General features: G+C 66.8%; 26 protein-coding genes. 5 read left to right on the top strand and 21 right to left on the bottom strand.

Going from position 1 to position 23,470, the window contains the following annotated elements:
- Positions 1-114: 114 nt before the first annotated feature.
- The 18 genes from D575_RS0101050 to rpoE form a co-directional block, all read right to left on the bottom strand.
- Complete coding sequence (locus D575_RS0101050; RefSeq protein ID WP_018144053.1) at positions 115-1,416, bottom strand: adenylosuccinate synthase; 1,302 nt, start codon at positions 1,414-1,416, stop codon at positions 115-117.
- Complete coding sequence (locus tag D575_RS0101055) at positions 1,416-2,600, bottom strand: ATP phosphoribosyltransferase regulatory subunit (protein ID WP_018144054.1); 1,185 nt, start codon at positions 2,598-2,600, stop codon at positions 1,416-1,418. Before D575_RS0101055 ends, D575_RS0101050 begins: the two co-directional genes overlap by 1 nt.
- Before the next feature lie 133 nt (positions 2,601-2,733).
- Positions 2,734-3,618, bottom strand: coding sequence for a protease modulator HflC (gene hflC / locus D575_RS0101060; RefSeq protein WP_018144055.1), 885 nt, complete (start codon positions 3,616-3,618; stop codon positions 2,734-2,736).
- A complete protein-coding gene (gene hflK, locus D575_RS0101065; protein WP_018144056.1) occupies positions 3,618-4,832 on the bottom strand; it encodes an FtsH protease activity modulator HflK in 1,215 nt (404 codons plus the stop codon). The genes hflC and hflK overlap by 1 nt, the downstream gene beginning before the upstream one ends.
- Before the next feature lie 127 nt (positions 4,833-4,959).
- Complete coding sequence (acpS, locus tag D575_RS0101070; RefSeq protein ID WP_018144057.1) at positions 4,960-5,358, bottom strand: holo-ACP synthase; 399 nt, start codon at positions 5,356-5,358, stop codon at positions 4,960-4,962.
- A gap of 7 nt (positions 5,359-5,365) precedes the next feature.
- Positions 5,366-6,133: a pyridoxine 5'-phosphate synthase gene (locus D575_RS0101075; protein ID WP_018144058.1), complete on the bottom strand. Its 768-nt coding sequence runs from the start codon at positions 6,131-6,133 to the stop codon at positions 5,366-5,368.
- A gap of 35 nt (positions 6,134-6,168) precedes the next feature.
- Positions 6,169-6,825 carry a recombination protein O N-terminal domain-containing protein gene (locus D575_RS0101080; RefSeq protein WP_018144059.1) on the bottom strand — a complete coding sequence of 219 codons (657 nt, stop codon included), beginning with the start codon at positions 6,823-6,825 and terminating at the stop codon, positions 6,169-6,171.
- Positions 6,822-7,742, bottom strand: coding sequence for a GTPase Era (gene era, locus D575_RS0101085; protein WP_018144060.1), 921 nt, complete (start codon positions 7,740-7,742; stop codon positions 6,822-6,824). Before era ends, D575_RS0101080 begins: the two co-directional genes overlap by 4 nt.
- Positions 7,739-8,416, bottom strand: a complete 678-nt coding sequence (rnc, locus tag D575_RS0101090) for a ribonuclease III (protein ID WP_026289529.1) — start codon at positions 8,414-8,416, stop codon at positions 7,739-7,741. Before rnc ends, era begins: the two co-directional genes overlap by 4 nt.
- A 43-nt stretch (positions 8,417-8,459) precedes the next feature.
- Positions 8,460-8,816, bottom strand: a complete 357-nt coding sequence (locus D575_RS0101095) for a DUF4845 domain-containing protein (RefSeq protein WP_018144062.1) — start codon at positions 8,814-8,816, stop codon at positions 8,460-8,462.
- Between the two features lie 59 nt (positions 8,817-8,875).
- Positions 8,876-9,646, bottom strand: coding sequence for a signal peptidase I (gene lepB, locus D575_RS0101100; protein WP_018144063.1), 771 nt, complete (start codon positions 9,644-9,646; stop codon positions 8,876-8,878).
- A gap of 67 nt (positions 9,647-9,713) precedes the next feature.
- A complete protein-coding gene (gene lepA, locus D575_RS0101105; RefSeq protein WP_018144064.1) occupies positions 9,714-11,522 on the bottom strand; it encodes a translation elongation factor 4 in 1,809 nt (602 codons plus the stop codon).
- Complete coding sequence (locus D575_RS0101110; RefSeq protein ID WP_018144065.1) at positions 11,519-11,758, bottom strand: glutaredoxin family protein; 240 nt, start codon at positions 11,756-11,758, stop codon at positions 11,519-11,521. Before D575_RS0101110 ends, lepA begins: the two co-directional genes overlap by 4 nt.
- Before the next feature lie 394 nt (positions 11,759-12,152).
- A complete protein-coding gene (locus tag D575_RS0101115) occupies positions 12,153-13,577 on the bottom strand; it encodes a DegQ family serine endoprotease (protein ID WP_018144066.1) in 1,425 nt (474 codons plus the stop codon).
- 81 nt (positions 13,578-13,658) lie between these two features.
- A complete protein-coding gene (locus D575_RS0101120) occupies positions 13,659-14,147 on the bottom strand; it encodes a SoxR reducing system RseC family protein (RefSeq protein WP_018144067.1) in 489 nt (162 codons plus the stop codon).
- 22 nt (positions 14,148-14,169) lie between these two features.
- The gene (locus D575_RS0101125) at positions 14,170-15,156 is read right to left on the bottom strand and encodes a MucB/RseB C-terminal domain-containing protein (RefSeq protein ID WP_018144068.1); all 987 of its coding nucleotides are present in this window, start codon (positions 15,154-15,156) and stop codon (positions 14,170-14,172) included.
- A 6-nt stretch (positions 15,157-15,162) separates the two neighbouring features.
- Complete coding sequence (locus D575_RS0101130; RefSeq protein ID WP_018144069.1) at positions 15,163-15,729, bottom strand: sigma-E factor negative regulatory protein; 567 nt, start codon at positions 15,727-15,729, stop codon at positions 15,163-15,165.
- A 12-nt stretch (positions 15,730-15,741) separates the two neighbouring features.
- The gene (gene rpoE / locus D575_RS0101135; protein ID WP_018144070.1) at positions 15,742-16,323 is read right to left on the bottom strand and encodes an RNA polymerase sigma factor RpoE; all 582 of its coding nucleotides are present in this window, start codon (positions 16,321-16,323) and stop codon (positions 15,742-15,744) included.
- A gap of 144 nt (positions 16,324-16,467) precedes the next feature.
- Here rpoE and nadB point away from each other — a divergent pair, with 144 nt between their 5' ends.
- Positions 16,468-18,108 carry an L-aspartate oxidase gene (nadB, locus tag D575_RS0101140; RefSeq protein WP_018144071.1) on the top strand — a complete coding sequence of 547 codons (1,641 nt, stop codon included), beginning with the start codon at positions 16,468-16,470 and terminating at the stop codon, positions 18,106-18,108.
- Between the two features lie 192 nt (positions 18,109-18,300).
- Here nadB and D575_RS0101145 read toward each other — a convergent pair whose 3' ends face one another.
- Genes D575_RS0101145 through D575_RS0101155 form a run of 3 tightly spaced genes read right to left on the bottom strand, consistent with a single transcriptional unit; the run spans position 18,301 to position 20,736 of the window.
- Positions 18,301-19,029 (bottom strand): ferredoxin--NADP reductase, encoded by a 729-nt coding sequence (locus D575_RS0101145; protein ID WP_018144072.1) that lies wholly within the window; start codon positions 19,027-19,029, stop codon positions 18,301-18,303.
- The gene (mazG, locus tag D575_RS0101150; protein ID WP_018144073.1) at positions 19,026-19,940 is read right to left on the bottom strand and encodes a nucleoside triphosphate pyrophosphohydrolase; all 915 of its coding nucleotides are present in this window, start codon (positions 19,938-19,940) and stop codon (positions 19,026-19,028) included. The genes D575_RS0101145 and mazG overlap by 4 nt, the downstream gene beginning before the upstream one ends.
- A 43-nt stretch (positions 19,941-19,983) precedes the next feature.
- Positions 19,984-20,736 (bottom strand): MBL fold metallo-hydrolase, encoded by a 753-nt coding sequence (locus D575_RS0101155; RefSeq protein WP_018144074.1) that lies wholly within the window; start codon positions 20,734-20,736, stop codon positions 19,984-19,986.
- Positions 20,737-20,952: 216 nt separating this feature from the next.
- Here D575_RS0101155 and D575_RS0101160 point away from each other — a divergent pair, with 216 nt between their 5' ends.
- From D575_RS0101160 to D575_RS0101175, 4 genes are all read left to right on the top strand, one after another.
- Entirely contained in the window at positions 20,953-21,192 is a 240-nt protein-coding gene (locus tag D575_RS0101160; protein WP_018144075.1) for a BolA family protein, read from the top strand.
- A 20-nt stretch (positions 21,193-21,212) separates the two neighbouring features.
- The gene (locus D575_RS0101165; protein WP_018144076.1) at positions 21,213-21,617 is read left to right on the top strand and encodes a hypothetical protein; all 405 of its coding nucleotides are present in this window, start codon (positions 21,213-21,215) and stop codon (positions 21,615-21,617) included.
- On the top strand, positions 21,614-22,168 hold the full coding sequence (locus D575_RS0101170) for a hypothetical protein (RefSeq protein WP_018144077.1): 555 nt from the start codon (positions 21,614-21,616) through the stop codon (positions 22,166-22,168). Before D575_RS0101165 ends, D575_RS0101170 begins: the two co-directional genes overlap by 4 nt.
- 86 nt (positions 22,169-22,254) lie before the next feature.
- A complete protein-coding gene (locus D575_RS0101175) occupies positions 22,255-23,466 on the top strand; it encodes an HDOD domain-containing protein (protein ID WP_018144078.1) in 1,212 nt (403 codons plus the stop codon).
- Positions 23,467-23,470: the final 4 nt, after the last annotated feature.

Genomic DNA, 23,470 nt, shown 5'->3' on the forward strand with positions numbered 1-23,470 from the left:
GACACCCGTGAGGGTGGCGGCTTTTTTGCGTGGCGAATCCCACCTGCTCCGCCACTCTGCTCGCCGGAGCCCGCACGGTGGTGCGCGCCCCGACGTGCCCAGGGAGACACTCAATCAGCTGTCGAACGGGTCGCGCAACACCAGGGTCTCGTCACGATCGGGCCCCGTGGAGACCATGTCGACCGGCACCCCGACCACCTCGCTCAGACGCTCCAGATAGGCGCGGGCATTCGCCGGCAACTGGTCATACTCGCGGATCCCGACCGTGGATTCCGTCCACCCCGGCATCTCCTCGTAGATCGGCGTGCAGGCCGCATAGGCCTCGGCGCCGGACGGCGGCGCCTCGCGGGTCTCGCCATCGCAGTTGTAGCCCACGCAGATCTGCACGTTCTCCAGGCCATCCAGCACATCCAGCTTGGTCATGCACAATCCGCTGATGCTGTTCACCTTGACTGCCCGCTTCAGCGCGACGGCATCGAACCAGCCGCAGCGCCGTGCGCGCCCCGTGGTGGAACCGAACTCATTGCCCTGCCGCGCCAGGTGTTCACCCATGTTGTCGAACAGCTCGGTCGGGAACGGTCCGGCGCCCACCCGGGTCGTGTAGGCCTTGGTGATCCCCAGCACGTAGTCGAGGTCGCGCGGCCCCACACCCGACCCGGTGGACGCACCACCGGCGGTGGTATTCGACGAGGTCACGAACGGATAGGTGCCGTGGTCGATGTCCAGCAGCGTGCCCTGGGCCCCCTCGAACATGACGTCCTTGCCCTGCTCGCGCAGCTTGTGCAGGCGGCCCGCCACGTCGGTGACCATCGGCTGCAGGCGCTCGGCGTGCGCCAGGCACTGCTCCAAGACCTCTTGTTGGTCGATGGTCGGGGCCTTGAAGTAATGCTTCAGCGCGAAGTTGTGATAGTCCATCACCTCGCCCAGCTTGGCCGCCAGGCGTTCGCGGTGGAACAGGTCGTCCAGGCGCAGGCCCCGGCGCGCAACCTTGTCCTCGTAGGCGGGACCAATGCCGCGCCCGGTGGTCCCGATCGCGGCCTTGCCACGGGCCTTTTCGCGCGCCAGGTCGAGGGCTACATGGTAGGGCAGGATCAGCTGGCAGGCATCCGACAGGCGCAGACGGTCCGCCACCGGCACACCCTTGGCCTCCAGCTCTTCCATCTCGGTGATCAGAGCCTCGGGCGAGAGCACCACGCCATTGCCGATCATGCATTCCACGCCCTCCCGCAGGATGCCCGACGGGATCAGGTGGAGCACGGTCTTCTCGCCATCGATCACCAGGGTATGCCCGGCATTGTGCCCGCCCTGGAAGCGCACGACGGCTGCGGCATCCTCGGTCAGACGATCGACGATCTTGCCCTTGCCCTCGTCACCCCACTGGCTGCCCAGTACGACTACAAAACGTCCCATCGCCATCAATGCTCCACTACAGTCCATTCCCCGGCGCGCTGCTCGAGCCGCGCGCCCCCGGGTACTTCGTTGTCCTGGCCTTCCAGCTCGCGCACTACGCGCACGCCGCGGGCACGGAGATCCGCAATGGCCGCCTCCAGCGCCACATCGCCGGTGGCCGGTGCCAGCACCGTCTGACGAGGCGCCATCGGCGCCCCGGCCTCGCGGCGCACGAAGGCGCGCAAATCGGTACTGAAACCGGTGGCCGCCCGTGCGCGGCCGAAGACGCGACCGATCTCGTTATAACGGCCACCGCGCGCGATCGCCTGGCCGGACCCGGGCACGAAGGCCGCGAACACCAGACCGGTGTGATAGGCATAGCCGCGCAGCTCGGCCAGGTCCAGGTGCAGGTCCAGGCCCGGCTCGCTCGCCTCAAGCCGTGCGACCACAGCCTGCAGGTGATCCAGCGCCACAGCCACCTCGGCTGGTGCACCGGCCAGGGCGCGACGGGCAGCGTCGAGTACCGTGGCATCGCCATTCAGATCCACCAGGGAGCGCAGCCGCGCACAGGCCGCCGGATCCATGCCGCCGGCCTGCCAGGCCGCGAGGGTCTGTTCGATCTCGGGCACGCTCTTGCGCTGGAGTTGATCGAAAAATTCCTCCTCCTGGCTCGCATCCAGACCCGCATCCTGCGCCAGGGCACGATAGATCCCGACGTGGCCGAGATCCATGCTAGGACGCTCCACTCCGCAGGCGGCCAGGGTCGCCAGCATCAGGCGAATAATCTCGAGATCACTATCGATCCCGTCATGGCCAAACAGCTCGGCCCCGGCCTGGAGCGGACTGCGTGAACCCGACCATTCATCTGCCCGGGTACGCAGCGCACTGCCCACGTAACAAAGCCGATTCGGGCCCTGGACACGCAGACGGTGCGCATCGATCCGCGCCACTTGCGGGGTCAGGTCTGCGCGCACGCCCATCATGCGGCCCGTGAGCTGATCCGTCAGCTTGAAGGTCTGCAAATCCAGTGCGTGCCCGGCACCCGTCAACAGGGACTCCAGATACTCCGCCAGCGGCGGCATCACCAGGTCATAGCCCCAGGTGTCGAACTGGTCCAGCACGCGCCGGCGGAGGTCCTCCAGACGGCGCGCAGCATCCGGAAGGGCCTCCTCCAGCCCGTCCGGCAGCAACCAGCGGTTGATATCGGTCATCTCGTCCCTGCTCTTGTGCTGTGATCCGCCACGCCCGAGTGGCGGCCCGGCAAAAATCGGGCCCGGAATCTTCCGGGCCCGTTGCAAACGGCCACCTTCGAGGCGGCCACGGCGGACCGCCTCCGCCCCTCCTTTACCGGGTCGGCAACGGCGCCGGGCGTTCGCCACCGGGGGCGTTGAAGAACTGGAAGAACTCGGAGTTCGGTTCCAGGATGAAGGTGCTGTTCTCGCCGCTCATGCTATTGCGGTAGGCGATCAGGCTTCGATAGAAGCGGAAGAACTCCTGATCCTCGCCAAACGACCGCCCGAGGGTCTCGGTGGCGATCGCATCACCGGCACCGCGGATCTCTTCCGAGTCCCGATAGGCGTTCGCCAGGATGACCGTGCGTTCACGGTCGGCGCGCGAGCGGATGCGCTCGGCCTCTTCCTGACCGCGGGCGCGGAAGTCCTGGGCGACCCGCTGACGCTCGGCGCGCATGCGCTCGTACACCGACTCGGACACCTCTTCCGGCAGGTCCATGCGGCGGATGCGGACATCAACCAGGTCGATCCCCAGCTCCTGCGCGGTCTCCAACGCAGTCTGGCGCACCGCACCCATGATCGTCAGGCGTTCGCCAGCGACCACGTCCTGCAACTCGAAGCGCGCAAACTCGTTACGCATCCCGTCGCGCAGGATCTGGGCCAGGCGCTCTTCGGCCAGACGCTCGTCACCACGGGTGGCACGGTAGAACTGGCCGACATCGTCGATCCGCCACTTGGCGTAGAAGTCGACAATGATGTTCTTCGCCTCGGAGGTCAGGAACCGGTCCGGCGGGATATTCAGCGTCATGATCCGGGCGTCGAACTTCTCGACGTTCTGGATCAGCGGGAACTTGAAGTGCAGCCCAGGGGCCGGGTCGACCTCCCGGATCTCCCCGAGGGCGAACTTGATCACGCGGTCACGCTCGTCGACGGTGTAGGTCGACAGCGCGACCACGATCCCGAGCACGACTACGGCAATACCGACGATGCGAAACATTAGCGAACCTCCCGCGAACGCTGGGCGGCCGGGCTGCGATCGCCCAGTCGGTTCGTGCCCGTGCCACTGTTGCCGAACGTGCTGCGGCTGGTATCCAGCGGCCGCGGTGTTGGCGTGTCACCGGAATTAGTGGTGGAGCGCTGCCCCTGGAACAGCTGATCCAGCGGCAGCATCATCAGGTTGTTACTGCTGCCAACATCCAGCATTACCTTACGGGAATCCTGCAGCACGGCCTCGACGGCCTCGAGGTACAGGCGGTCGCGGGTCACGTCCGGCGCCTGCTGGTATTCGGCCAGCAACTGATCGAAGCGCGAGGCGTCACCCTCGGCGCGCGCGATCACCTGGTCCCGGTAACCCTCGGCTTCCTCGATGATACGGGCGGCCTGACCGCGTGCCCGCGGAATCACACCGTTGGCGTAGGCCTCGGCCTCGTTGCGGAAACGCACCTCGTCCTCGCGGGCACGAATCGCGTCGGCAAAGGCCTCCTGCACCGGCTCCGGCGGCTGCGCCTGCTGCATGGACACGGCCGTCACGATAATGCCCGCGCCATAGGAATCGAGGTTTTCCTGCATCACCACTCGCGAGGAGGATGCGATCTCGCCACGTCCCTCGCCGAGAATGAAGTCCAGATTGTTCTTGCCGATACGCTCGCGGATCGCCGACTCCATCACCTGGTTCACGGTGGTGTCGGGATCGCGCACGTTGAACAGATAATCGACCAGATCGAGGACGCGGTACTGCACCGCGATGTCGACATCAATGATGTTCTCGTCACCGGTCACGATCAGCGCACGGTGGGACAGGGTGCGCACGTTGTCGACATTCTCGATCTCGACGCGCTCGATCGGGTATGGCAGGTGCCAGCCCGGCCCCGGGTTTTTCACTTGCTGGAATTCGCCGAAACGCAGCACGACGCCGCGCTCGCCTTCCGAGATGATATGGAATCCGGAGGCCAGCCAGACAACCACGGCAATGATCAGACCGAGGCTGACCAGGGCCTGCGTGCCGCGCCCCATGCCGCCGCTTCCGGAACCGCCGGAGCCACCACTGCCGCCCCCGCCGAAGATGCCGTTCAGCTGACGCGACAGCTTGCGCATCATTTCTTCGAGATCGGGCGGCTGGTTACCGCCTCCGCCGCCACCGCTACCGCGCTGGCCGCCACCACCCCCACTCCAGGGGTCGCGGTTGTTGTTTCCCGGTTCGTTCCAGGGCATGGAGTGGACTCCGTCGCTCGCTCAGGGCTGCGCCCGACGCGGAATCCATGGAGACCGGCGGGCATAAGGGGTCACATTCTAGGGAGGCGCCTCCGGGCGGGCAACCACGTCCGGAGGGAAATGGGGGTTACTCGGGGCCCAGACCTGCCGGCTCGGCCTCAATCACGACAAATGCCTGGGCGTAATCGCGCTCGTCGCTGATGCTGAGATGGATGGTCCCGGCGCCCATACGCTCGGCCGTGGCGCGGGCACGCCCCTCCAGCACGAACTCCGGCCGACCACGGGCATCATGGGTCACGCCGGCCTCGGCCAGTGCCATATCCGCCCCGATGCCGCAGCCGAGCGCCTTGGACAGGGCCTCCTTGGCGGCGAAGCGCCGGGCGAGAAAACCGGCCGGGTGTTCGGGCGGCAGGTCCGCGCGCTCCAGCGGGTGCAGGATACGTTCCGCCAGGCGCGCACCGTGGCGCTCCCACATGCCCTGCATGCGCGCGACCTGCACCAGATCGGTTCCGATGCCCAGGATCATCCGGCGCTCAAACCGGGTACTGACCGGGCGGCAGACCCTGGCGCGCGGCATCCATCAGGCCGCGCATATGGCTGACCGCCTCGGGCAGGCCGGTGAACAGGGCCCGGGCCACGATCGAATGCCCAATGTTCAGCTCGTGAAACACCGGGTTGGCGGCAATCGGCCGCACGTTGTCATAGTCCAGCCCGTGCCCCGCGTTGATGACCAGCCCCATGGCCCGGCCGGCCGCAGCGGCCTCGTTGATGCCGCCCAGGAGCCGCTCACGCTCGGCGACATCGCGGGCATTCGCATAGGCGCCGGTGTGCAGCTCTACCACCGGGGCGCCGATGGCCACGGCGGCCTCCAGCTGGCGCACATCCGGCTCCACGAACAGCGAGACCTCGATCCCGGCGGCGGTCAGCGGCGCGACAAACGCGCGCAAACGCTCCAGCTGGCCCACGGCATCCAGGCCGCCCTCGGTGGTCAGCTCCTCGCGCTTCTCCGGCACGATACAGCAGGCCTCCGGGCGCAGCTTCAGGGCGATCGCTTGCATCCCCTCGGTGGCTGCCATCTCCAGATTCATCGGGACCCTCAGCCGCGGCTTGATCCCGAACACGTCGTCATCCTGAATGTGGCGCCGGTCCTCGCGCAGATGCAGGGTGATCGAATCCGCCCCGCTGGCCTCGGCCAGGCGCACGGCCTGCATCAGGTCCGGATACGGCGTATGCCGCGCCTGGCGGATGGTGGCGATATGGTCGAGATTGACCCCGAGCTTCAACGGAGCAGGATGCGACATGATGCGGTGCCCTTGTATGGCTGCGGTCCGGGCCACTACAGCAGACCCCGGGTCCGCAGCGGCCGCCCGGCCAGATGGGTGTCGATCAGCCGACGCATGAAGTCGCGGCTGACGCGGGCCTGATTATCCGGCACGTCGCAGGCGCTGGCCAGCGCCTGCAGCGCGACACCGGGGATCGCCTCGCTGCGACCGGCGGCCACACGTTCCATCCCCGCTTCCGGGTCGTAGCGGTACCAGGCATCGGGGTCCAGCTCGGCCGGGTCCACGTGTTCGAGCCCGGAATCGAGTGGTGCGAGCAGGGCCCATTCCGCGCGGCGCAGGACCGTATCGGCGCGCTCGCGGGCGGCCAGCCGGGCATAAGCGGATAACAGCGCCGGGAGGGCCTCCGGGATCGGTGCGTCGTGTGGGTACAGGCGCAGGATCAGCTCGTTCAGGTACAGCCCGCAGACCAGGGCCCGCCCGGTCAGCGGGAAGACCCGCTGCTGCTCGGCCACATTCAGCGTCGGCAGCTCGCCGCGCCCACGCCAGGCGAGATCCAGCAGTACGAAGGGCTGCACCGATCCGGCCTTGCCGCGCACCACTGCCGACAGGCGCCCGGCCTCGGCGGTGAGCAGGTCGAGCACCCGGCTGTTCTCGCGTAGCGGGCGGGCGTGCAGGACCACCCCCTGGGTGAGCCCGGCGGTCGCGCTCACCGCGATTCTTCGATCCCGAGGTCACGCAGGGCGCGCGGGTTGCGGGTCCAGTCGGCCTCGACACGCACGGTCAGGCGCAGCATCACCTTGCGCTCCAGCAGCGCCTCCAACTGGACGCGCGCGGCCTGGCCGATACGCTTGAGTCGCTGCCCGCCCTTGCCGATCACGATGCCCTTCTGGCTGTCGCGCTCGACCAGGATCACGGCATCGATGTGAGTGGTGCGCGGCTCGTCCGACCATTCCTCCACGCGCACCGCCACCGAGTACGGGACTTCCTGCCCCAGATGCTCCAGCATGGACTCGCGGATCATCTCTTCGGCACGGAAGCGCTGCGGGCGATCCGAGAGCTGATCCGGGTCGTACAGGAACGGCCCCTCCGGGATATGCGCCCGAATCTCCGCAATCAGACCGTCCAGGTTGGATCCGGTCTTCGCCGAAAGCGGTACCACGCCGACATAGCCGAAGGCCGCGGCGCGGGCCTCGATGAACGGCAGCAGTTCTTCCTTCTCCCGACATTGATCCACCTTGTTGATCACCAGGAGTGCCGGACGCCCGGAATGACGGATGGTCTCCTCGATGCGCTCGTCGCCGGGGCCGAACTCTCCAGCCTCGACGATGAAGCAGACCAGATCGGCATCCGCCAGCGCCTGACTGGCCGTGCGATTGAGGACCCGGTTCACCAGCTGGGTACGCTCGGTATCGATCCCCGGGGTATCCATCAGTACGACCTGGTCCTGCCCCTCGGTCACGATGCCGAGGATGCGATTGCGCGTGGTATGCGGCCGGCGGGTCGTCGCCGCCAGCTTCTCCCCAACCAGGCGGTTCATCAGCGTGGTCTTGCCCACGTTGGGCCGGCCAATCAGTGCGACCAGCCCGCAGTGCGTGGTGGCGGGTTCGGGGACTACGGTTTCACTCATTGTTCCTGTACCTGTTGCAGGCGTTTCAGGGCCGCCTCGGCCGCGGCCTGTTCGGCGCGACGGCGCGAGGAGCCCTGGCCACGTTGGCCCCAGCCCTGGGTGGGCAGGTGGACCGCCACGGTGAACTGGCGCTTGTGATCGGGGCCGACCACCTCCAGCACCTCGTAGACCGGCAGATCCGCATTGCGGCCCTGCAGTTGTTCCTGCAGCCGGGTCTTGGGGTCCTTCAGCGATTCGGCCGACGGGAGATCGTTCAGGCGCTCGACATACAGCGCCAGGGTGAAGTCGCGCGCGGCCTCCATCCCGGCCTCGCGGTAGGTCACCCCGATCAGGGCCTCCACCGCATCGGCCAGGATGGAGTCGCGGCGCTGGCCGCCACTCTTGCGCTCGCCCTGCCCCAGGTTCAGCGTGCCCTCGAGGCCGGTCTCCCGAGCCAGATCCGCCAACGACTCGCGATTGACCAGCGCCGCACGCAGGCGGGTGAGATCCCCTTCCGGGGCATCCGGGAGCTTCTCGTACAGGGCGTCGGCGATCACCAGCCCAAGGACGGCGTCACCCAGGAACTCCAAGCGCTCATTATTGCGCCCGCCGGCGCTGCGGTGGGTCAACGCCTGGTCGATCCCGTCGCCGTCGCGCACGGCCGCGGGCAGCAGACTGCGAAAATCCCGGCTCACGAACCCACCCGACAAAGCATGCAAGGGACCGACGCCGACCCCATCAGGGGGCCAGCGTCTCGCTGTTCGAGAAGCGCGCCACCACGTCCACATTGCCGAGGAATTCGCGGCGCACCTCGTACTGCAGGTGCAGCTGGCGGCTGGCGCCATTCTCGGTCACGCTGAAGTCCTCCTCGCCGATCCCGTCGTATACGGAATTGATCTGGAAGCGGCGGTTGATCTCGCGCCACAGTTCGCGTTCGCTCTTCTCTGCCGCGCCGGCCTGGGTGGCGACGTCCTGCATGATCGAGCGCACGGTGAGGAACTGGGTGTACTGCGTGCCCATCTTGATCACGAAGGTACCGACCAGCAGCGCCAGGAAGATCAGCGCGAGAATGGTGATCGCGCCCGCGCCCTGCATCGAGTGTCTGGAATGTTGCATGAAAACCCCGTCCCTGTTTGCCCGCCCCCGCGGGGCTACTAGCGAATCGCCTGGCCGATCCGGGAAAAGTCCCGATGGCCCTCATTGTAATCCCAATGCAGCCAGATGAAGAGCGCACGTCCAACCAGATGCTCCTCGGCGACAAAACCCCAGGATCGGCTGTCGTTGGAATTATCGCGGTTGTCACCGACCATGAAATAGTGCCCGTCGGGCACGGTGACCGATCCATCCAGGCTGGCCTGCTGCTCGCGCATCAGGGTGTTATAGGTGCGCCCGTCCAGGGTCTCCTCGAAGATCGAGGCACCCGACATCACCTGCCCCGAGCCCTCGCCCTCGAAGGTACCGACGCGCTCGGCCGACTGCGGCTCCCCATTCACGTACAGGACGCGGTCGCGGAACGCGATGGTGTCGCCCGGCAGGCCGATCACACGCTTGATGTAGTCCTCGGCCGGGTTGCGCGGATACTTGAACACCACCACCTCGCCCCGCTCCGGTTCCCCGGTGTCGAGAATCTTGGTGCGCGTCACCGGCAGACGAATGCCGTAGGAAAACTTGCTGACCATGATGAAGTCGCCCACCAGCAGGGTGGGCATCATCGAACCCGAGGGAATGCGAAAGGGCTCGGCCACGAACGAACGCAGGATCAGCACGATCAGCAGGACCGGGAAGAACGAGCGCGAGTAGTCGACGAACCAGGGCATTTCGCGCTGGCGCTCGGGGCTCCGACGCCGCCGCAGGATCACCCAGCCCAGCCAGATCAGGCCGGTCACGGCGGTTGCCAGCACCAGGATCAGTTCGAGATTTGCCATGCCGTGTCCTCTGTTCCCGGTCCGCCGGGGATCGCCCTGCGACCCGTCCGGGCCGCAGGCCTGGTTGTTACTTCTTGTCGTCGTCTACCGACAGCACCGCGAGGAAGGCTTCCTGCGGGACATCCACCCGGCCGATCGACTTCATGCGTTTCTTGCCGGCCTTCTGCTTTTCCAGCAGCTTGCGCTTGCGCGAGACATCCCCGCCGTAGCACTTGGCCAGCACGTTCTTGCGCATCGCCTTGACCGTGGAGCGCGCGATGATCTTCGACCCGATCGCTGCCTGGATCGCCACCTCGTACATCTGACGCGGGATGATCTTCGCCATGCGTTCGATGATCTGGCGCCCGCGCGACTCGGCGTGGTCGCGATGCACGATTGCCGACAGCGCATCCACCCGGTCGCCGTTGATCAGGATATCCACGCGTACCAGCGGCGCCGCCTCGAACCGCAGCGGCTGATAGTCGAACGACGCATAGCCACGGGTCGCGGACTTCAACCGATCGAAGAAGTCCAGCATCACCTCGGACATCGGCAACTCGTAGGCCAGCTGCACCTGGCGCCCCAGGTACTGCATCTTGGTCTGCGACCCGCGCTTTTCCACGCACAGCGTGATCACCGCGCCGACATACTCCTGCGGGACCAAGATATTGGCCTCGATGATCGGCTCGCGGATCTCGCCGATCTCGTTGTTCGGGGGCAGCTCCGAGGGGTTGTGCACCATGACCACCTCGCCGTCGCTTCTTTCCACCTCGTAGACCACGGTGGGCGCGGTGGTGATCAGGTCGAGGTCGTATTCACGCTCCAGGCGCTCCTGCACGATCTCCATGTGCAGCATGCCGAGGAAGCCGCAGCGAAAGCCGAAGCCCAGCGCCTGCGAGGTCTCCGGCTCGAAGGACAGCGCGGCGTCGTTCAGGCGCAACTTGTCCAGGGCATCGCGCAGGTCGTTGAAGTCCTCTGCACTGACCGGGAACAGCCCGGCAAACACCCGCGGCTGAACCTCCTGGAAGCCCGGCACGGGTTCGGAGGCCGGGTTGTTGAAGTCCGTGAAGGTATCCCCGACCTTGGCCCCGGAGATGTCCTTGATGGTCGCGATCAGATAGCCGACATCGCCGACCTCCAGGGTCGCGCGATCCACCGGCTTGGGCGTGAACACCCCCACCCGGCTGACCTCGTGGGCACGCCCGACCGACATCGCCTTGATCTTCTGCCCGGCGCGGAAGCGCCCGGCCTTCACCCGCACCAGCGCGACCACGCCCAGGTAATTGTCGTACCAGGAGTCGATCACCAGCGCCTTGGGTGCAGCCTCGGAATCACCCTCCGGCGGCGGGATACGACGCACGATCTCTTCCAGCAGTTCGGCCATCCCCTCGCCGGTCTTCGCGGAGACTCGCAGGGCGTCGGTGGCCTCGATACCGATCACATCCTCGATCTCGGCCGCCACCCGATCCGGCTCGGCGGCCGGCAGGTCGATCTTGTTCAGGACCGGCACGACCTCCAGACCCTGGTCGAGCGCCGTGTAGCAGTTCGCGACGCTTTGCGCCTCCACCCCCTGCGACGCATCGACCACCAGCAGTGCGCCTTCGCAGGCGAACAGCGAGCGCGACACCTCGTAGGAGAAATCCACGTGCCCCGGGGTGTCGATGAGGTTCAGCTGGTAGCGCTGACCATCCTGGGCGTCATAGAACAGCGACACGCTCTGCGCCTTGATGGTGATTCCGCGCTCGCGCTCCAGATCCATCGAGTCCAGCACCTGCTCCGACATCTCGCGCTCGGTCAGGCCGTTGCAACCCTGGATCAGGCGGTCCGCCAGCGTGGACTTGCCATGGTCGATGTGCGCGATGATGGAGAAATTGCGGGTAAGGCGGGTTTCGGTCATGCAGGGGCCAGTAGGTCCAGCAGTGCCTTTCGGTCGAGGAAATGGCAGCAGAGAATGTCGTCGTCGACCGCGAGCACCGGGACCTTGACGTTGAAACGCGCCTGCAGGTCCGGGTCCTCGTCGATGTCGACGACCGTAAGCGCGAAAGTATAACGGCTTTTGAGGGCCATGATCTCGGCCAGCATGTCATGGCAGAGACCGCAGCTCTCGCGATGATAAAGGGTCAGTTCGGTCATCCAGAAACGATTGGGGAAACACTGATCAATGTACGCACTCGCGCTCGAGTCGCTTTTGCGTGCGAACAAGGCGCGGTGACTGCCGCGCAGCCACTCTGCGCAAGGGAGCCGCAACGCCGTGCGCGCGCAAAAGCGGCCGAGCCCCTGCATTCAATGGCTTGTGGGGTTGGCGCCCCCTGTTCCCCGATCCTGCGTTGCGCCGCTTGCGGGTAGAACCACTACCCGCTGCCCGACGCGCCTGGTCTCGGAAAACAGGGGGCACCAACGCGAGTGTGTACATTGATCAGTGTTTCCCCAAGAGGGCTGCCGAACCCGCCGGCAGCCCTCCCGTTCTCCATGGCTGCCCCGCAGCACCCGCGCCGCTGGACCCGCGCGAGCGCAGCACGAGGCGGTTTCAGTCCCGCGGAACGCGCAGGGCGATATAGGTCGGATTGCCGCCACGGTACACCAGTACCGGCACCGTGCGCCGCTCACCCACCTCTTCGATCCGCTTCTCCAGGGTCTCCACCGAGTCGACCGCATGGCCGCCGAACTGGACGATCACGTCGCCGGAGCGCACCCCGGCCGAACGCGCCGGATTGTCGGTGACGTCCCGGACCACCAGGCCGCCATCGACGTCCAGCTCAGCGGCACGCTCGGCATCCAGCGGCTCCAGGACCATCCCCAACAGGCTTTGCGGCTCGGTCCGCTCCGGGGCCTCACGCTGCGGCCCGCCGCGCTGGGCGGAGATATCCTCCGGCAGACGCTCGATCTCGACGATGATGGTGCGAGTCTCGTCACCACGGCGCACCTCGACCTCGGCCTCGGCGCCCACCGGCGTGCGCCCGACAATCGGCGGCAGCGCGGACGAGTTCGGCACCTCGATGCCGTTGAACGACAGGATCACGTCCCCGGTTTCAAAGCCGGCCTTCTGCGCCGGACTGTCCGGCTGCACGCGCGAGACCAGCGCCCCGGCCGGCTTGTCCATGCCGAAGGAGTCGGCCAGCTCGCGGGTCACTTCCTGGATCAGCACACCCAGCCAGCCACGCGTCACCTCGCCGTGCTCGCGCAACTGCTGTACCACGTCGCCCACCATCTCGATCGGCACGGCAAAGGACAGCCCCATGAAACCGCCGGTCCGGCTGTAGATCTGCGCGTTGACGCCAATCACCTCGCCATCCAGGTTCAGCAGCGGCCCCCCGGAGTTGCCCGGGTTGATAGCCACATCGGTCTGAATGAACGGCACGTAATTCTCGCTCGGGAGGCTGCGCCCCTTGGCACTGACGATGCCGGCGGTCACCGAGTGGTCGAAGCCGAACGGCGAACCGATCGCCAGCACCCATTCGCCAACCTTCAGATCGGACGAGGAGCCCAGTTTCAGAGTGGGCAGGTTCTCGGCGTCAATCTTGAGCAGGGCCACATCACTCTGCGGGTCCTTGCCAACGATCTCGGCGTCGAACACACGCCGGTCGGACAGGTGCACGACAACCTCCGAGGCGCCCTCCACCACATGGTTGGCGGTGATGATGTAGCCATCTTCGGTATAGATGAACCCGGAACCCAGCGAGTTGCGCTCGAAGCGCTCCGGTCCGCGCGGGCCTTCGCCCCCGGGGCCCCCAAAGAAACGTTCGAACAGGTCCTCGAAGGGCGAGCCCTCGAAGTCCGGCATCTGACTGCGATGCGGGTTCTCGCGCTCGCGGGTGGTCGCGATATTCACCACCGCCGGGCTGTGCTCCTCCGCCAGCGGCACGAAGTCCGGCAGCATGCGCGCCGAGGCCGGCAGCGACAGGGCGAGAAAGGTCAGGGCCACCAGTGCCCATTGCATCGGTTTCATCATCATCCAGCCCGCATTGGGAAGTCGTAGGTTCATGGCTCTAGAAAGCCGGCCCGGCCACAAGTTCCCGGCGACCGGCGCGAAGATTCAGGGCCGGGGCGCAGCCATGGGTGCCGCAGCGCGGTGGGTTCCCGTGGCCGGATGGCGCTCCAGCAGCACCGGCGCCAGATCCGGGGCGCGCCGGCGCAGCCAGGCGCGCACGCCGAGCAGCCCGCCCGCGAACCCCAGGGCCCCGGCCAGCAAATGAAAGCCCTCCCCGAGTCCGGGCACGACCAGCATCAGCAGTGCCGGCGCCGCCACCAGACCGGCGAGCGGCAACAGGTACATCGCCAGGGCCCCCGAAACCAGCGCCTGATCGCGAATACCCAGGGTCACGGTATCTCCCGGCTGCAGCGAGCCGGGATGGCCGATGGACACCTCCACTGCCTTGCGGCCCAGCACCTCGGACAGGACGCCGCTGCCGCAGCCCGTCCGGGCCGAACAACTGCCGCAGGTCGAACGGCGTTCGATACGCACACGCGCCGCGTAGCCCTCCACCGAGAGCACGGTTCCCTGTTCGCGGATCCATTCACTCATGCTTGCGGGCCCATGTGGCGATTCAATTGCCGGGGTGATGCACCACGGCGTCCAGCACGCCCCGCACCGTCGCCTGCGGGACATCGCCCACCGCAGTGACCTGGTGCCCCGCGATCGAACGCGCGGCCCCGTGCGTGGCCCCGGCACGTGTCGTGCCCTCGAACATCTGCTCACCGCTGGCCTTCTCGATATAGACCGAGACCGAGGCCAGGCCGTCGCTCAACACGAAATGACGCAGGCTGGCCTGGTCGTCTCCGACACGGCGTTCGGACGCGGCAATCGCGGAAAAGCCATCCGGCAGGTTGGCAAAGCTCCAGCCGTCCATGCCGGTCTGCTCGTCCCAGTCGGGCTTCTTGTGCCCATGGTCGGCTCGCACCTCGACATGCTCGGCGTCCTCGCGGGTCGCCTCGAGGGCGGTTTCCGCGACCTCGTCAAGATGCTCAAGATCGGTAAAGGCCAGGCGCTCGAGCAGCGCCCCGTGACCGTCGTACAGTTCGCTGAGCAAGGGGAGCGCGGTCGCGGTGTGCAGGCAGTAGCGATGGCTGTAACGCAGCATATCGCGGGCACGCGCAAGGATCATGCGGCACTCGAGACCGGCGACACGATCGACACCCATGTCTTCCAGGGCGTAGTGATCGTGGTGTTCGAGCAGGAAGACCGGCGCGCCGGCCGGCCAGTGCGGGGCCCCTCCACCACCCTCGCCGGCCGCCGCCCGGGCCCCCTTCAACGCGCTCAGACGGTCGACCGACCGCAGGATCTCGCGGTGGCTTCCGGTCAGGGTTTCCAGGCGCTCGCGGTAGCCACCGTTCTCGGCGGCGTGCACCACACGAATGGCGTCCAGTCGGTCATCCCGCTGGAGCACGAAAGTTCCCTGGTAACTCTCCGAATGCAGGCTGCTGGTCATCCGCTGCAGCCAGTCTGCCGGGGATTGATCCCCGGCCAGCACCGGCAACGGAACGCAGCAAAGTGCAGTGGCGGCAACCAGGACGAACGGCAGGCCGCGGCGCATCACGCGTTACTCGTCACTCACCGAGTAACGAACCCGGCCCAGGGCGGTAGAACCCGGCCCGGTCAGTTCCGCGTGATTTTCGAGATAGCGGGCAAAGCGTGGGTCCAGCGACTCACGTCCGGCGGCCGGGGCCTCGACGTCGGAGGTACTGGCCCGCTGCACGCCATCGGCGACCTGTGCCGGGGTACGGGTCTCGCTGGCGACCGGAGCGGCCTCCTGCGTGCCCGTGTCGGGCCCCAGCATCTGCATCCCGACGAGGGTCACCATCGCGACCGCGGCGGCCACGCCAGTGCCCGCAACCGGCTTCAGCCAGCGCGGCTGCGCCGGCTTGTGGGCAGCCGACAGCGGCGCCTCGTCGGCCAGGGCCGCATGGACACCGTCCATGAAGTTCGCGGGGGCCGTGCGGCGCATCCCGCCGCGCAGACTATCGCCGATCAGGTGATAGCGTTCCCACTGGCCGCGGTCCTCTTCGGACTTGACCAGTTCATCCATCAAGCGACGCGTCTCGAAGTCATCCGTTTCTCCGTCCACCAGGGCCGAAAGACGTTCATTCTTTGAGACTTGCTCTGTCATGGCGCTACTCGTTCAGTTGTTGTCTAACAAAGGACGCAAGGTCCGGTCGATGGCCTCGCGGGCCCGGAAGATACGTGACCGGACCGTGCCGATCGGGCATCCCATCGTCTGCGCGATTTCCTCGTAACTCAGTCCTTCGATCTCGCGCAGTGTGATGGCCATCCGAAGGTCGTCGGGCAATTCCTCGATGGTGCGACGCACCGCCCCTTCAATCTCTTCGGACAACAGCTCCCCCTCCGGGGTTGCACTGTCCTTCAGGGCGGAGTCACCGCCCATCTGTTCCGCGTCCTGCGCATCGATTTCGGCCTCGGGCCGCCGCCGTCCCTGGGAGACAAGGTGATTCTTGGCCGTGTTGATGGCGATGCGGTAGAGCCACGTATAGAACGCGCTTTCGCCACGAAAGTTCGCCAGTCCCCTGTAGGCCTTGATGAAGGCCTCCTGGGACACGTCCAGGGCCGCTGCATGGTCATGGACATAACGCCCAACCAGGTTGACGATCTTGTGCTGGTACTTCAGCACCAGGACGTCGAAGGCCGCCTTGTCGCCCTTCTGAACTCGCTTGACCAGGGCCTCGTCGGAAGCCTTCTCGCTCATGCGGGGACTCCCGCCAACACGCCAGTCTCCGGTATTCTATGTTGCATGGACCGCCTGACTCGCATTAAGTTCGCTTTGCGCACAACACTGTTGCGCAAGGGCCACAATTCGCTCTGGCAACAAGCGCAGCACGTTACCTGACCCATGGGGACAGTACAACAACCGCGCCTGGCGGACGTCCTCGTGATTGGAAGCGGCGCGGCGGGGCTCTCCGCAGCCCTGCATCTGGCCCCGCACCGTCGCGTCACCGTGATCAGCAAGGGTCCGGTGGACGAGGGTTCTACCCGCTATGCCCAGGGCGGGATCTCGGCAGTCCTCGACCGCACCGACTCCTTCGATGCCCACATTCAGGACACCCTGGACGCAGGCGCGGGCCTGTGTGACCCGGACGCCGTGCGCCGCACCGTGGCGGCGGGCCCCGAGGCGATCCACTGGCTACTCAACCTCGGCGTGCCGTTCACCCGCGAGCCGCTCGAGGGCCGCAGCCGGCTGCACCTGACCCGCGAGGGCGGGCACAGCGCCCGGCGCGTCGCGCACGCCGCCGATGCCACGGGCCGCGCGATCGAGGAGGCCCTGGTACGCAGCGCCTCGGGCCAGGGCAGCATCGAGGTGTTCGAACGCCACGTCGCCGTGGACCTGATCACTCACCCGGTGGATGGCAGCCGGCGCGTAATCGGCGCCTACGTGCAGGACGCCAAGACCCGTGAGGTGGAGACCATCCTCGCCCCGACCGTGATCCTCGCCACCGGCGGCGCCAGCAAGGTCTACCTCTATAGCTCCAATCCGGACGGCTCCACCGGCGACGGCATCGCGATGGCCTGGCGCGCCGGCTGCCGCATCGCCAACATGGAATTCATGCAATTCCACCCGACCTGCCTGTTCCATCCGCGGGCCAAGTCGTTCCTGATCTCCGAGGCGGTCCGCGGCGAGGGTGGTGTCCTGCTCCTGCCGAACGGCGAACGCTTCATGCCGCGCTTCGACGAGCGCGCCGAACTGGCCCCGCGCGACATCGTCGCCCGCGCCGTCGACCACGAGATGAAGCGCCTCGGCATCGACCACGTGAACCTCGACATCAGCCACAAGCCGGCCGAGTTCATCCGCGAACACTTCCCCACCATTCACGAGCGCTGCCTGGAATTCGGCTTCGACATGACCCGCGAGCCGCTGCCGGTGGTGCCGGCCGCGCACTACACCTGCGGCGGCGTCATGGTGAACCACTTCGGCCAGACCGACCTGCCGGGGCTGTACGCCGCCGGCGAGGCCTCCTACACAGGTCTTCACGGCGCGAACCGTATGGCCAGCAACTCGCTCCTGGAGTGCCTGGTGTATGCCCGTGCCGCGGCCGACCACATCCTGTCGCAGACCGATTTGCCCGCCCCCGAGAATCTCCCCGTGCCGCCGGCCTGGGACGAGTCCCGAGTGACCGAGTCACAGGAGGAGGTGGTGGTCGCCCACGACTGGGACGAGCTGCGCCGGCTGATGTGGGACTACGTCGGGATCGTGCGCGCACGCGAACGCCTGCACCGCGCCGAGCGGCGCATCCGCATCCTGCAGGAAGAGATTCACGAGTATTACAGCCACTTCCGCATCTCCCCGGACCTGCTGGAACTGCGCAACCTGGCCATGGTCGCCGAGATCATCGTGAAGAGTGCCCTGTCGCGCAAGGAAAGCCGCGGGCTGCACTTCATCCGCGACTACCCGGACACCGACCCGGCCCTGGACGGCCAGCCGACCATCCTCGCCCCCGAAAACGCCCTGCGCCCGGGCGACACCCGCCGGCCGTAATCCTTCTGGGTTCGAGCACCGCGCCTGCCTTTCCCCCGTCATTGCGAGGAGCTGCAGGCGACGAAGCAACCTCCGTGCGGAACCACTGGATCGCGACAGGCTGACCACCACTCTGCAAGCTTCAGGAGGTTGCTTCGTCGCCTGCGGCTCCTCGCAATGACGCGGGCTGCGAAAAGCACCGAGCGACCGCCATTACCACCACTTCTCGTATTTCAGCTGCGCCTCGGGGATGCCCCATTCCGCCAGCAGGGTGGCCATGTCCTCGATGAACTCGCGCGAGCCACAGAAGTAAAACAGCGCATCGCGCGGCAGATCGAGCGACTCCAGCAGCCGATGGCTGATACGTCCGGTGTGGCCCAGCCAGTCCTCGGCCTCGCGGGTCACGGTCAGGCTGACGTCGATATTCGGCGCCTTGGCCATCGCCTCCAGCTCCTGCGGGAACAGCACCTCGTCCTGGTGCGCCACGCTGTACACCAGATGCGCATAGACCTCGGGCATGTCGGCATGAATCGCGCGCAGGATGCCGAACAGCGGCGTCACGCCGATGCCGGCCCCCAGCAGCACGACATTCCTTGCCATGCCGGGCTCGAAGAAGAAACTGCCCTGTCCCGGCGTGATGTACACGGTGTCGCCTTCCTGCGCGACCGCGTGCAGGTGATGCGTCGCGTGGTGGTGGTCGGCGTACTTGATGGCCAGTTGCAAACGGCCATCCGCGCGCGGCGCGGACACGACCGAATAACCACCGACGAAGGGCTTGCCCTCGGGTTGCGGGATCACCAGATCCAGCCACTGGCCGGCCTTGCTGGTAAAGCGCTGCGGGTCCGCGGCCAGGGTGAACACCTTGATCAACGGGGTAACCTGCTCGATCGACTCGATCCGGGCCGGCAGGAAATGGTCGGGCAGTTCGACGGCGTCGCTCATCTCGGGTCCTTGGTCTCGGATTCGTCGTAAGGCTGGCGCTCGCGGCGCCGCGCCTCCTGATAAAGGGTCTCCTGGGCCGCGAAGTCCAGCGCCCCCAGGGTCTCACCGCGCGCGGCGGCCAGGGCCTCCATATGCCGGAAGCGGGCCTCGAACTTGCGCGTACTTCCGCGCAGCGCCCCCTCCGGATCCACACCCAGGTGGCGCGCCCAATTACTGACGGCAAACAGCACGTCGCCGACCTCCTCGGCGATGCGCGCCTCGGCCTCGCCCTGCTCCACGGCCTCCTTCACCTCGGCCAGCTCCTCGTGGATCTTGGCGACCACCGGCGCCGGATCGTCCCAGTCAAAGCCGAGCCGGGCGGCGCGGCGCTGGCTCTTTACCGCCCGCGACAGTGCCGGCAGGGCCAGCGGGATGTCGTCCATGGCGCTGGTCTGGGCGCGATCCGCGCGTTCCTTCGCCTTTTCTGCCTCCCAGGCCGCCTCGCGCTCCGCATCCGAGGCATGCTCGACATCGGCAAACACGTGCGGATGCCGGCGCACCAGCTTGTCGCCGATCGCGCGCGCTACATCATCCAGATCGAAACGCCCGGCCTCCTCGGCGATGCGCGCCTGGAATACCACCTGGAACAGCAGGTCCCCCAGCTCGTCGCGCAGCTCGCGGGCATCCGCCGCCTCGCCCTGGTCACGCGCGATCACGTCGGCCAGCTCATAGGCCTCTTCCAGGGTGAACGGCACAATGGTGCCGGCGGTCTGCGCCCGGTCCCAGGCACAGCCGGATTCGGGATCGCGCAGCCGCGCCATGATCGCCCGCAGGCGGTCCAGCGGACCCGGCACGTCAACGGGTGTGTGTTCGTTCATCGCGGGAGTGTACGGGGTCCGGCAGGCGGTAAAAACCGCCCACCGGATGAACATTCGGAACCGGTGGCTCCTGGCGGGGCCACCGGAAGGGATCGGACTAACCCTGCTGATCGGTCTCGCAGAGGCGCTTCTTCTCGTCCGGCAGGTTGTCGGGGCAGATCCCGCAACCCTCGTTGCCCGGCAGGGCCCAGTCGATCTTCTTCGGGTACGGCAGGTCCATCTCGTCCATGATCTTCACGAACTCCGCCTCTGGCTTGCCCTTGCCCAGGCGCGGGTTGCGCATCTTCTCCTGGCCGATGGTGGTGATCTGGCGCTCTTCGTAATCGTGCGCGGGATACACCAGGGTCTCGTCCGGCAGGGTGAAGAACTTGTCCTGAATCGAGTGATAGAGCGTCTTGGCATCCCCCGACTGGAAGTCGGTGCGGCCACAGGCCTCGATCAGCAGGGCGTCGCCGGAGAACAGCATTTTCAGGCCCACGTGATCCATCAGGTAGGCGTGGTGCGCATCCGTGTGTCCCGGGGTATAGAGCGGGTTGACCACCAGGTTGCCCACCTGGAAGGGCTCGCCCTCGCGCAGGCCGAAATCGCGACACGGCAGTTCGTCCATCGCCGGCCCGCCCAGCTTGCAGCCGGTCTTTTCGCGCAGCATCCGGGCGCCGGTGATGTGGTCGGCGTGGATATGGGTCTCGATGACGTAATCGAGGCTCAGGCCCATCTCCTGCAACACGCGCATGTCGCGGTCGACGGTTTCGATGACCGGGTCGATCAATGCGGTCTTACCGGTATCCGGGCAGCTCAGAAGATAGGTATAGGTGGACGACTCGTCCTCGAACAGTTGCTTGAAGATCATTGCGATTGCCTCCATGGCCCGGCGGGCCGAACGTTATTGACCTGATGCTAGCGCAGCCAACCCGGAACAACCCAAACCAGCCCGACAATCCATGCAGGTGTTTTCCTACGAACCCGTGCCGCGGGAACGAGTTCCCCGCGTGGGGGAACTTCTGTCGGGCCCATCGCCCGGCTATCATCCGCGGCTGACCAATACGCACCAATCAAGGGACTCATCATGGATGCCAATCAAGTGGCCGAACTCATTCGCGCCGGCCTGCCGTCGGCCGAGAAGGTCGAGGTTACCGGAGGCGAGGGCAAGTTCGAGGCCCTGGTCGTCAGCCCACAGTTTGCTGGCATGAACGCGGTCAAGAAACATCAGACCGTCTACGCCACCGTACGCGAGCAGATCGACTCCGGCGAACTCCACGCCCTGTCCATCCGCGCCTTCACCCCCGAGGATGCCCCGAACGCCTGAGGCGTTCAGCGCGCGTGCCGATGCTGTCGCCCAAGGGTCGCGAGGAGATCGAACGCCTGCTGGAGGGTGGCCTGGTACACGACTGGGGCGAGGCCGAGACCACCCTGCGCAACGTCACGCGCATGCTGCTGACCACCCGCCCCGACCTCCTGCGCCTGTATTTCACGCCCGAGGCCTGGGAGCAGATTACCGCCTGGCCGCAGAAGAAGGCCGCCAACGCGATCATCGCGGCGCTGCGCACCGGCGTGGTGGACACCCTGGGGCGGCCCGCCATCGCCAACCGCGAGCAGGCGCGGTTCTATTTGCTGTGCTTTCAGGACGACCTCACCGAGCGGGTCGACACCTGGTGCCGCGAGCACCCCGAGGAATGCCCGCGGCGCAGCCGCAAGCGCACCTCGGCCCTGCCTGACGACTCCGACACATGAACAACCCCGCGATCCAGACCTGTGGCGACCCGGCCCTGCAGGTCGCGCTCGTGTCCCTGTTCGCCCGCTACGGCCTGCGCCTGGTCGCGCACCCGGCCCAGGCGCCGCTGCCCGGCAGCTGGTGGGGCGAACCCGAGGCCGGGATCGTCGGCCATGACGTGCATGTGCGCCCCGACACCCCCATCCACTCGGCCCTGCATGAGGCCGGACACGTCATCTGCATGGACGCAGGACGGCGCGCCGCCCTGCATACCAATGCGGGCGGCGATGACCTGGAGGAGTGCGGCGTATGTTATCTGCAGATCCTGCTGGCCGACGAGATCCCCGGCGTCGGCCGCGAGCGGCTGATGCGGGACATGGACGCCTGGGGCTACAGCTTCCGTCTGGGAAATACCGCCGCCTGGTTCCGCGAGGACGCCGCCGACGCGCGGGGCTTTCTGCAAGCCCATGACCTGATCGACGCCGCCGACCGACCGCGCTTCGCCTGCCGTGGGGCGGCGTCAGCGCTTCCCGCCACCGGATCGGATGCTACACTGACGCCAGTCGAGTAACCCGCGTGGCGGGTACGCCCCGCGGCCCGCCACGCGGCGCTGCAGCGCGGGAACGGATTGGCACAGCACGGATCGGGAACCGCCCCATGGATAGCACCAGCATTGATGCCCTGCTTCAGGACCTGGACCTGACCTCCAGCCTGTCGGAGCAAGCCCGCAGCGAACTGGCCGCGGCCTGCCTGGCCCGGGAGCTGGACGCCGGGCGGCGCCTGCGCCCGCAGGAGGTCGAGGATCGCTACCTGTTCCTGGTACGCGGCCAGCTGGTCCGCGTCAGCGGCGGCAGTCCGGCCCGCATCACCCTGGATTCGACCGATCCGGACAGCCCCCTGCAGATGTTCGACCAGAACATCGGGCAGCAGGACTTCCTCATTACCGAGAAGACCTGCCAGTTGCTGGAGATCCCCACAGCGGCGCTGAAGAAGGCCCACAGTGCCTCGCTCGTAGTGCACGACACCGACCTGGACGACACCGAGGGCGCCTTCTTCGGCGAGCTCTACGACCTGATCACCAGCAATCGGCTGGAATTGCCGACCATGCCGGAGATCGCGCTGCGCATTCAGGAACTGACCAACGATCCTGATGCCGACCTGGACAAGCTCACCGAGGTCATCCAGCGCGACGGGACGATCGCCGGTGCGCTGCTGCACGCCACCAACAGCCCGCTGTTTCGCGCCGCCAAGCAGATCCAGTCCGTACGCGACGCGGTCAACCGCCTGGGCTTTCGCAACACCCGCATGCTGGCGATGAACATGGCCCTGCGTCAGGCCTTCAAGGCCAAGCACGCCTCGACCCGCGACGCGATGGAGTCCAGCTGGAAACACGGCGCCCTGCAATCGGCCTACAGCTACCTGATCGCGGACTCGCTGAAGCAGCTGGACCGCGAGCGGGCACTGCTGGCCGGGCTGGTCGCCGGGATCGGCGCGGTCCCGATCATCCAGTTCGTGGAACTGCGCGAGGACCACCCCGACCGCGACCGCGTGCAATCGCTGGTGCGGCGCCTGAGCAATCTCGCCGGCGTCCTGGTAATCAACTACTGGGATCTGGGCGGCGACCTGGTAACGGTCGCTGAACACGCCGGAGACTGGGGCTATCGCGCCAACGAACCGGACTACGCCAGCATCGCCCTGGTCGCGGAATGGGCCACCCGCCGCGCCGAAGGCGAGGCCGTCCCCGATGCCACCGATGTCGCGGCCTTCGAGGTCCTCGGGATCACCCCGCCCCCACCCGGCGAGCCGATCGCGTTCCTGGAAGAGCGCGCCGAGGATCTGGCAGAACTCCGCGCCATGTTCAACGTCTGAACCG

The organism is Thioalkalivibrio sp. AKL6, from assembly GCF_000376905.1.
In the GTDB taxonomy this organism is placed as follows: Bacteria; Pseudomonadota; Gammaproteobacteria; order Ectothiorhodospirales; family Ectothiorhodospiraceae; genus Thioalkalivibrio; species Thioalkalivibrio versutus.

Coding starts and splice junctions, on each gene's coding strand:
- D575_RS0101050 (WP_018144053.1), bottom strand. CDS start 1,416: ATGGCGATGGGACGTTTTGTAGTCGTACTGGGCAGCCAGTGGGGTGAC.
- D575_RS0101055 (WP_018144054.1), bottom strand. CDS start 2,600: ATGACCGATATCAACCGCTGGTTGCTGCCGGACGGGCTGGAGGAGGCC.
- hflC (WP_018144055.1), bottom strand. CDS start 3,618: ATGTTTCGCATCGTCGGTATTGCCGTAGTCGTGCTCGGGATCGTGGTC.
- hflK (WP_018144056.1), bottom strand. CDS start 4,832: ATGCCCTGGAACGAACCGGGAAACAACAACCGCGACCCCTGGAGTGGG.
- acpS (WP_018144057.1), bottom strand. CDS start 5,358: ATGATCCTGGGCATCGGAACCGATCTGGTGCAGGTCGCGCGCATGCAG.
- D575_RS0101075 (WP_018144058.1), bottom strand. CDS start 6,133: ATGTCGCATCCTGCTCCGTTGAAGCTCGGGGTCAATCTCGACCATATC.
- era (WP_018144060.1), bottom strand. CDS start 7,742: ATGAGTGAAACCGTAGTCCCCGAACCCGCCACCACGCACTGCGGGCTG.
- D575_RS0101095 (WP_018144062.1), bottom strand. CDS start 8,816: ATGCAGGGCGCGGGCGCGATCACCATTCTCGCGCTGATCTTCCTGGCG.
- lepB (WP_018144063.1), bottom strand. CDS start 9,646: ATGGCAAATCTCGAACTGATCCTGGTGCTGGCAACCGCCGTGACCGGC.
- lepA (WP_018144064.1), bottom strand. CDS start 11,522: ATGACCGAAACCCGCCTTACCCGCAATTTCTCCATCATCGCGCACATC.
- D575_RS0101110 (WP_018144065.1), bottom strand. CDS start 11,758: ATGACCGAACTGACCCTTTATCATCGCGAGAGCTGCGGTCTCTGCCAT.
- D575_RS0101115 (WP_018144066.1), bottom strand. CDS start 13,577: ATGATGATGAAACCGATGCAATGGGCACTGGTGGCCCTGACCTTTCTC.
- D575_RS0101120 (WP_018144067.1), bottom strand. CDS start 14,147: ATGAGTGAATGGATCCGCGAACAGGGAACCGTGCTCTCGGTGGAGGGC.
- D575_RS0101125 (WP_018144068.1), bottom strand. CDS start 15,156: ATGCGCCGCGGCCTGCCGTTCGTCCTGGTTGCCGCCACTGCACTTTGC.
- D575_RS0101130 (WP_018144069.1), bottom strand. CDS start 15,729: ATGACAGAGCAAGTCTCAAAGAATGAACGTCTTTCGGCCCTGGTGGAC.
- rpoE (WP_018144070.1), bottom strand. CDS start 16,323: ATGAGCGAGAAGGCTTCCGACGAGGCCCTGGTCAAGCGAGTTCAGAAG.
- nadB (WP_018144071.1), top strand. CDS start 16,468: ATGGGGACAGTACAACAACCGCGCCTGGCGGACGTCCTCGTGATTGGA.
- D575_RS0101145 (WP_018144072.1), bottom strand. CDS start 19,029: ATGAGCGACGCCGTCGAACTGCCCGACCATTTCCTGCCGGCCCGGATC.
- mazG (WP_018144073.1), bottom strand. CDS start 19,940: ATGTTCATCCGGTGGGCGGTTTTTACCGCCTGCCGGACCCCGTACACT.
- D575_RS0101155 (WP_018144074.1), bottom strand. CDS start 20,736: ATGATCTTCAAGCAACTGTTCGAGGACGAGTCGTCCACCTATACCTAT.
- D575_RS0101160 (WP_018144075.1), top strand. CDS start 20,953: ATGGATGCCAATCAAGTGGCCGAACTCATTCGCGCCGGCCTGCCGTCG.
- D575_RS0101165 (WP_018144076.1), top strand. CDS start 21,213: ATGCTGTCGCCCAAGGGTCGCGAGGAGATCGAACGCCTGCTGGAGGGT.
- D575_RS0101170 (WP_018144077.1), top strand. CDS start 21,614: ATGAACAACCCCGCGATCCAGACCTGTGGCGACCCGGCCCTGCAGGTC.
- D575_RS0101175 (WP_018144078.1), top strand. CDS start 22,255: ATGGATAGCACCAGCATTGATGCCCTGCTTCAGGACCTGGACCTGACC.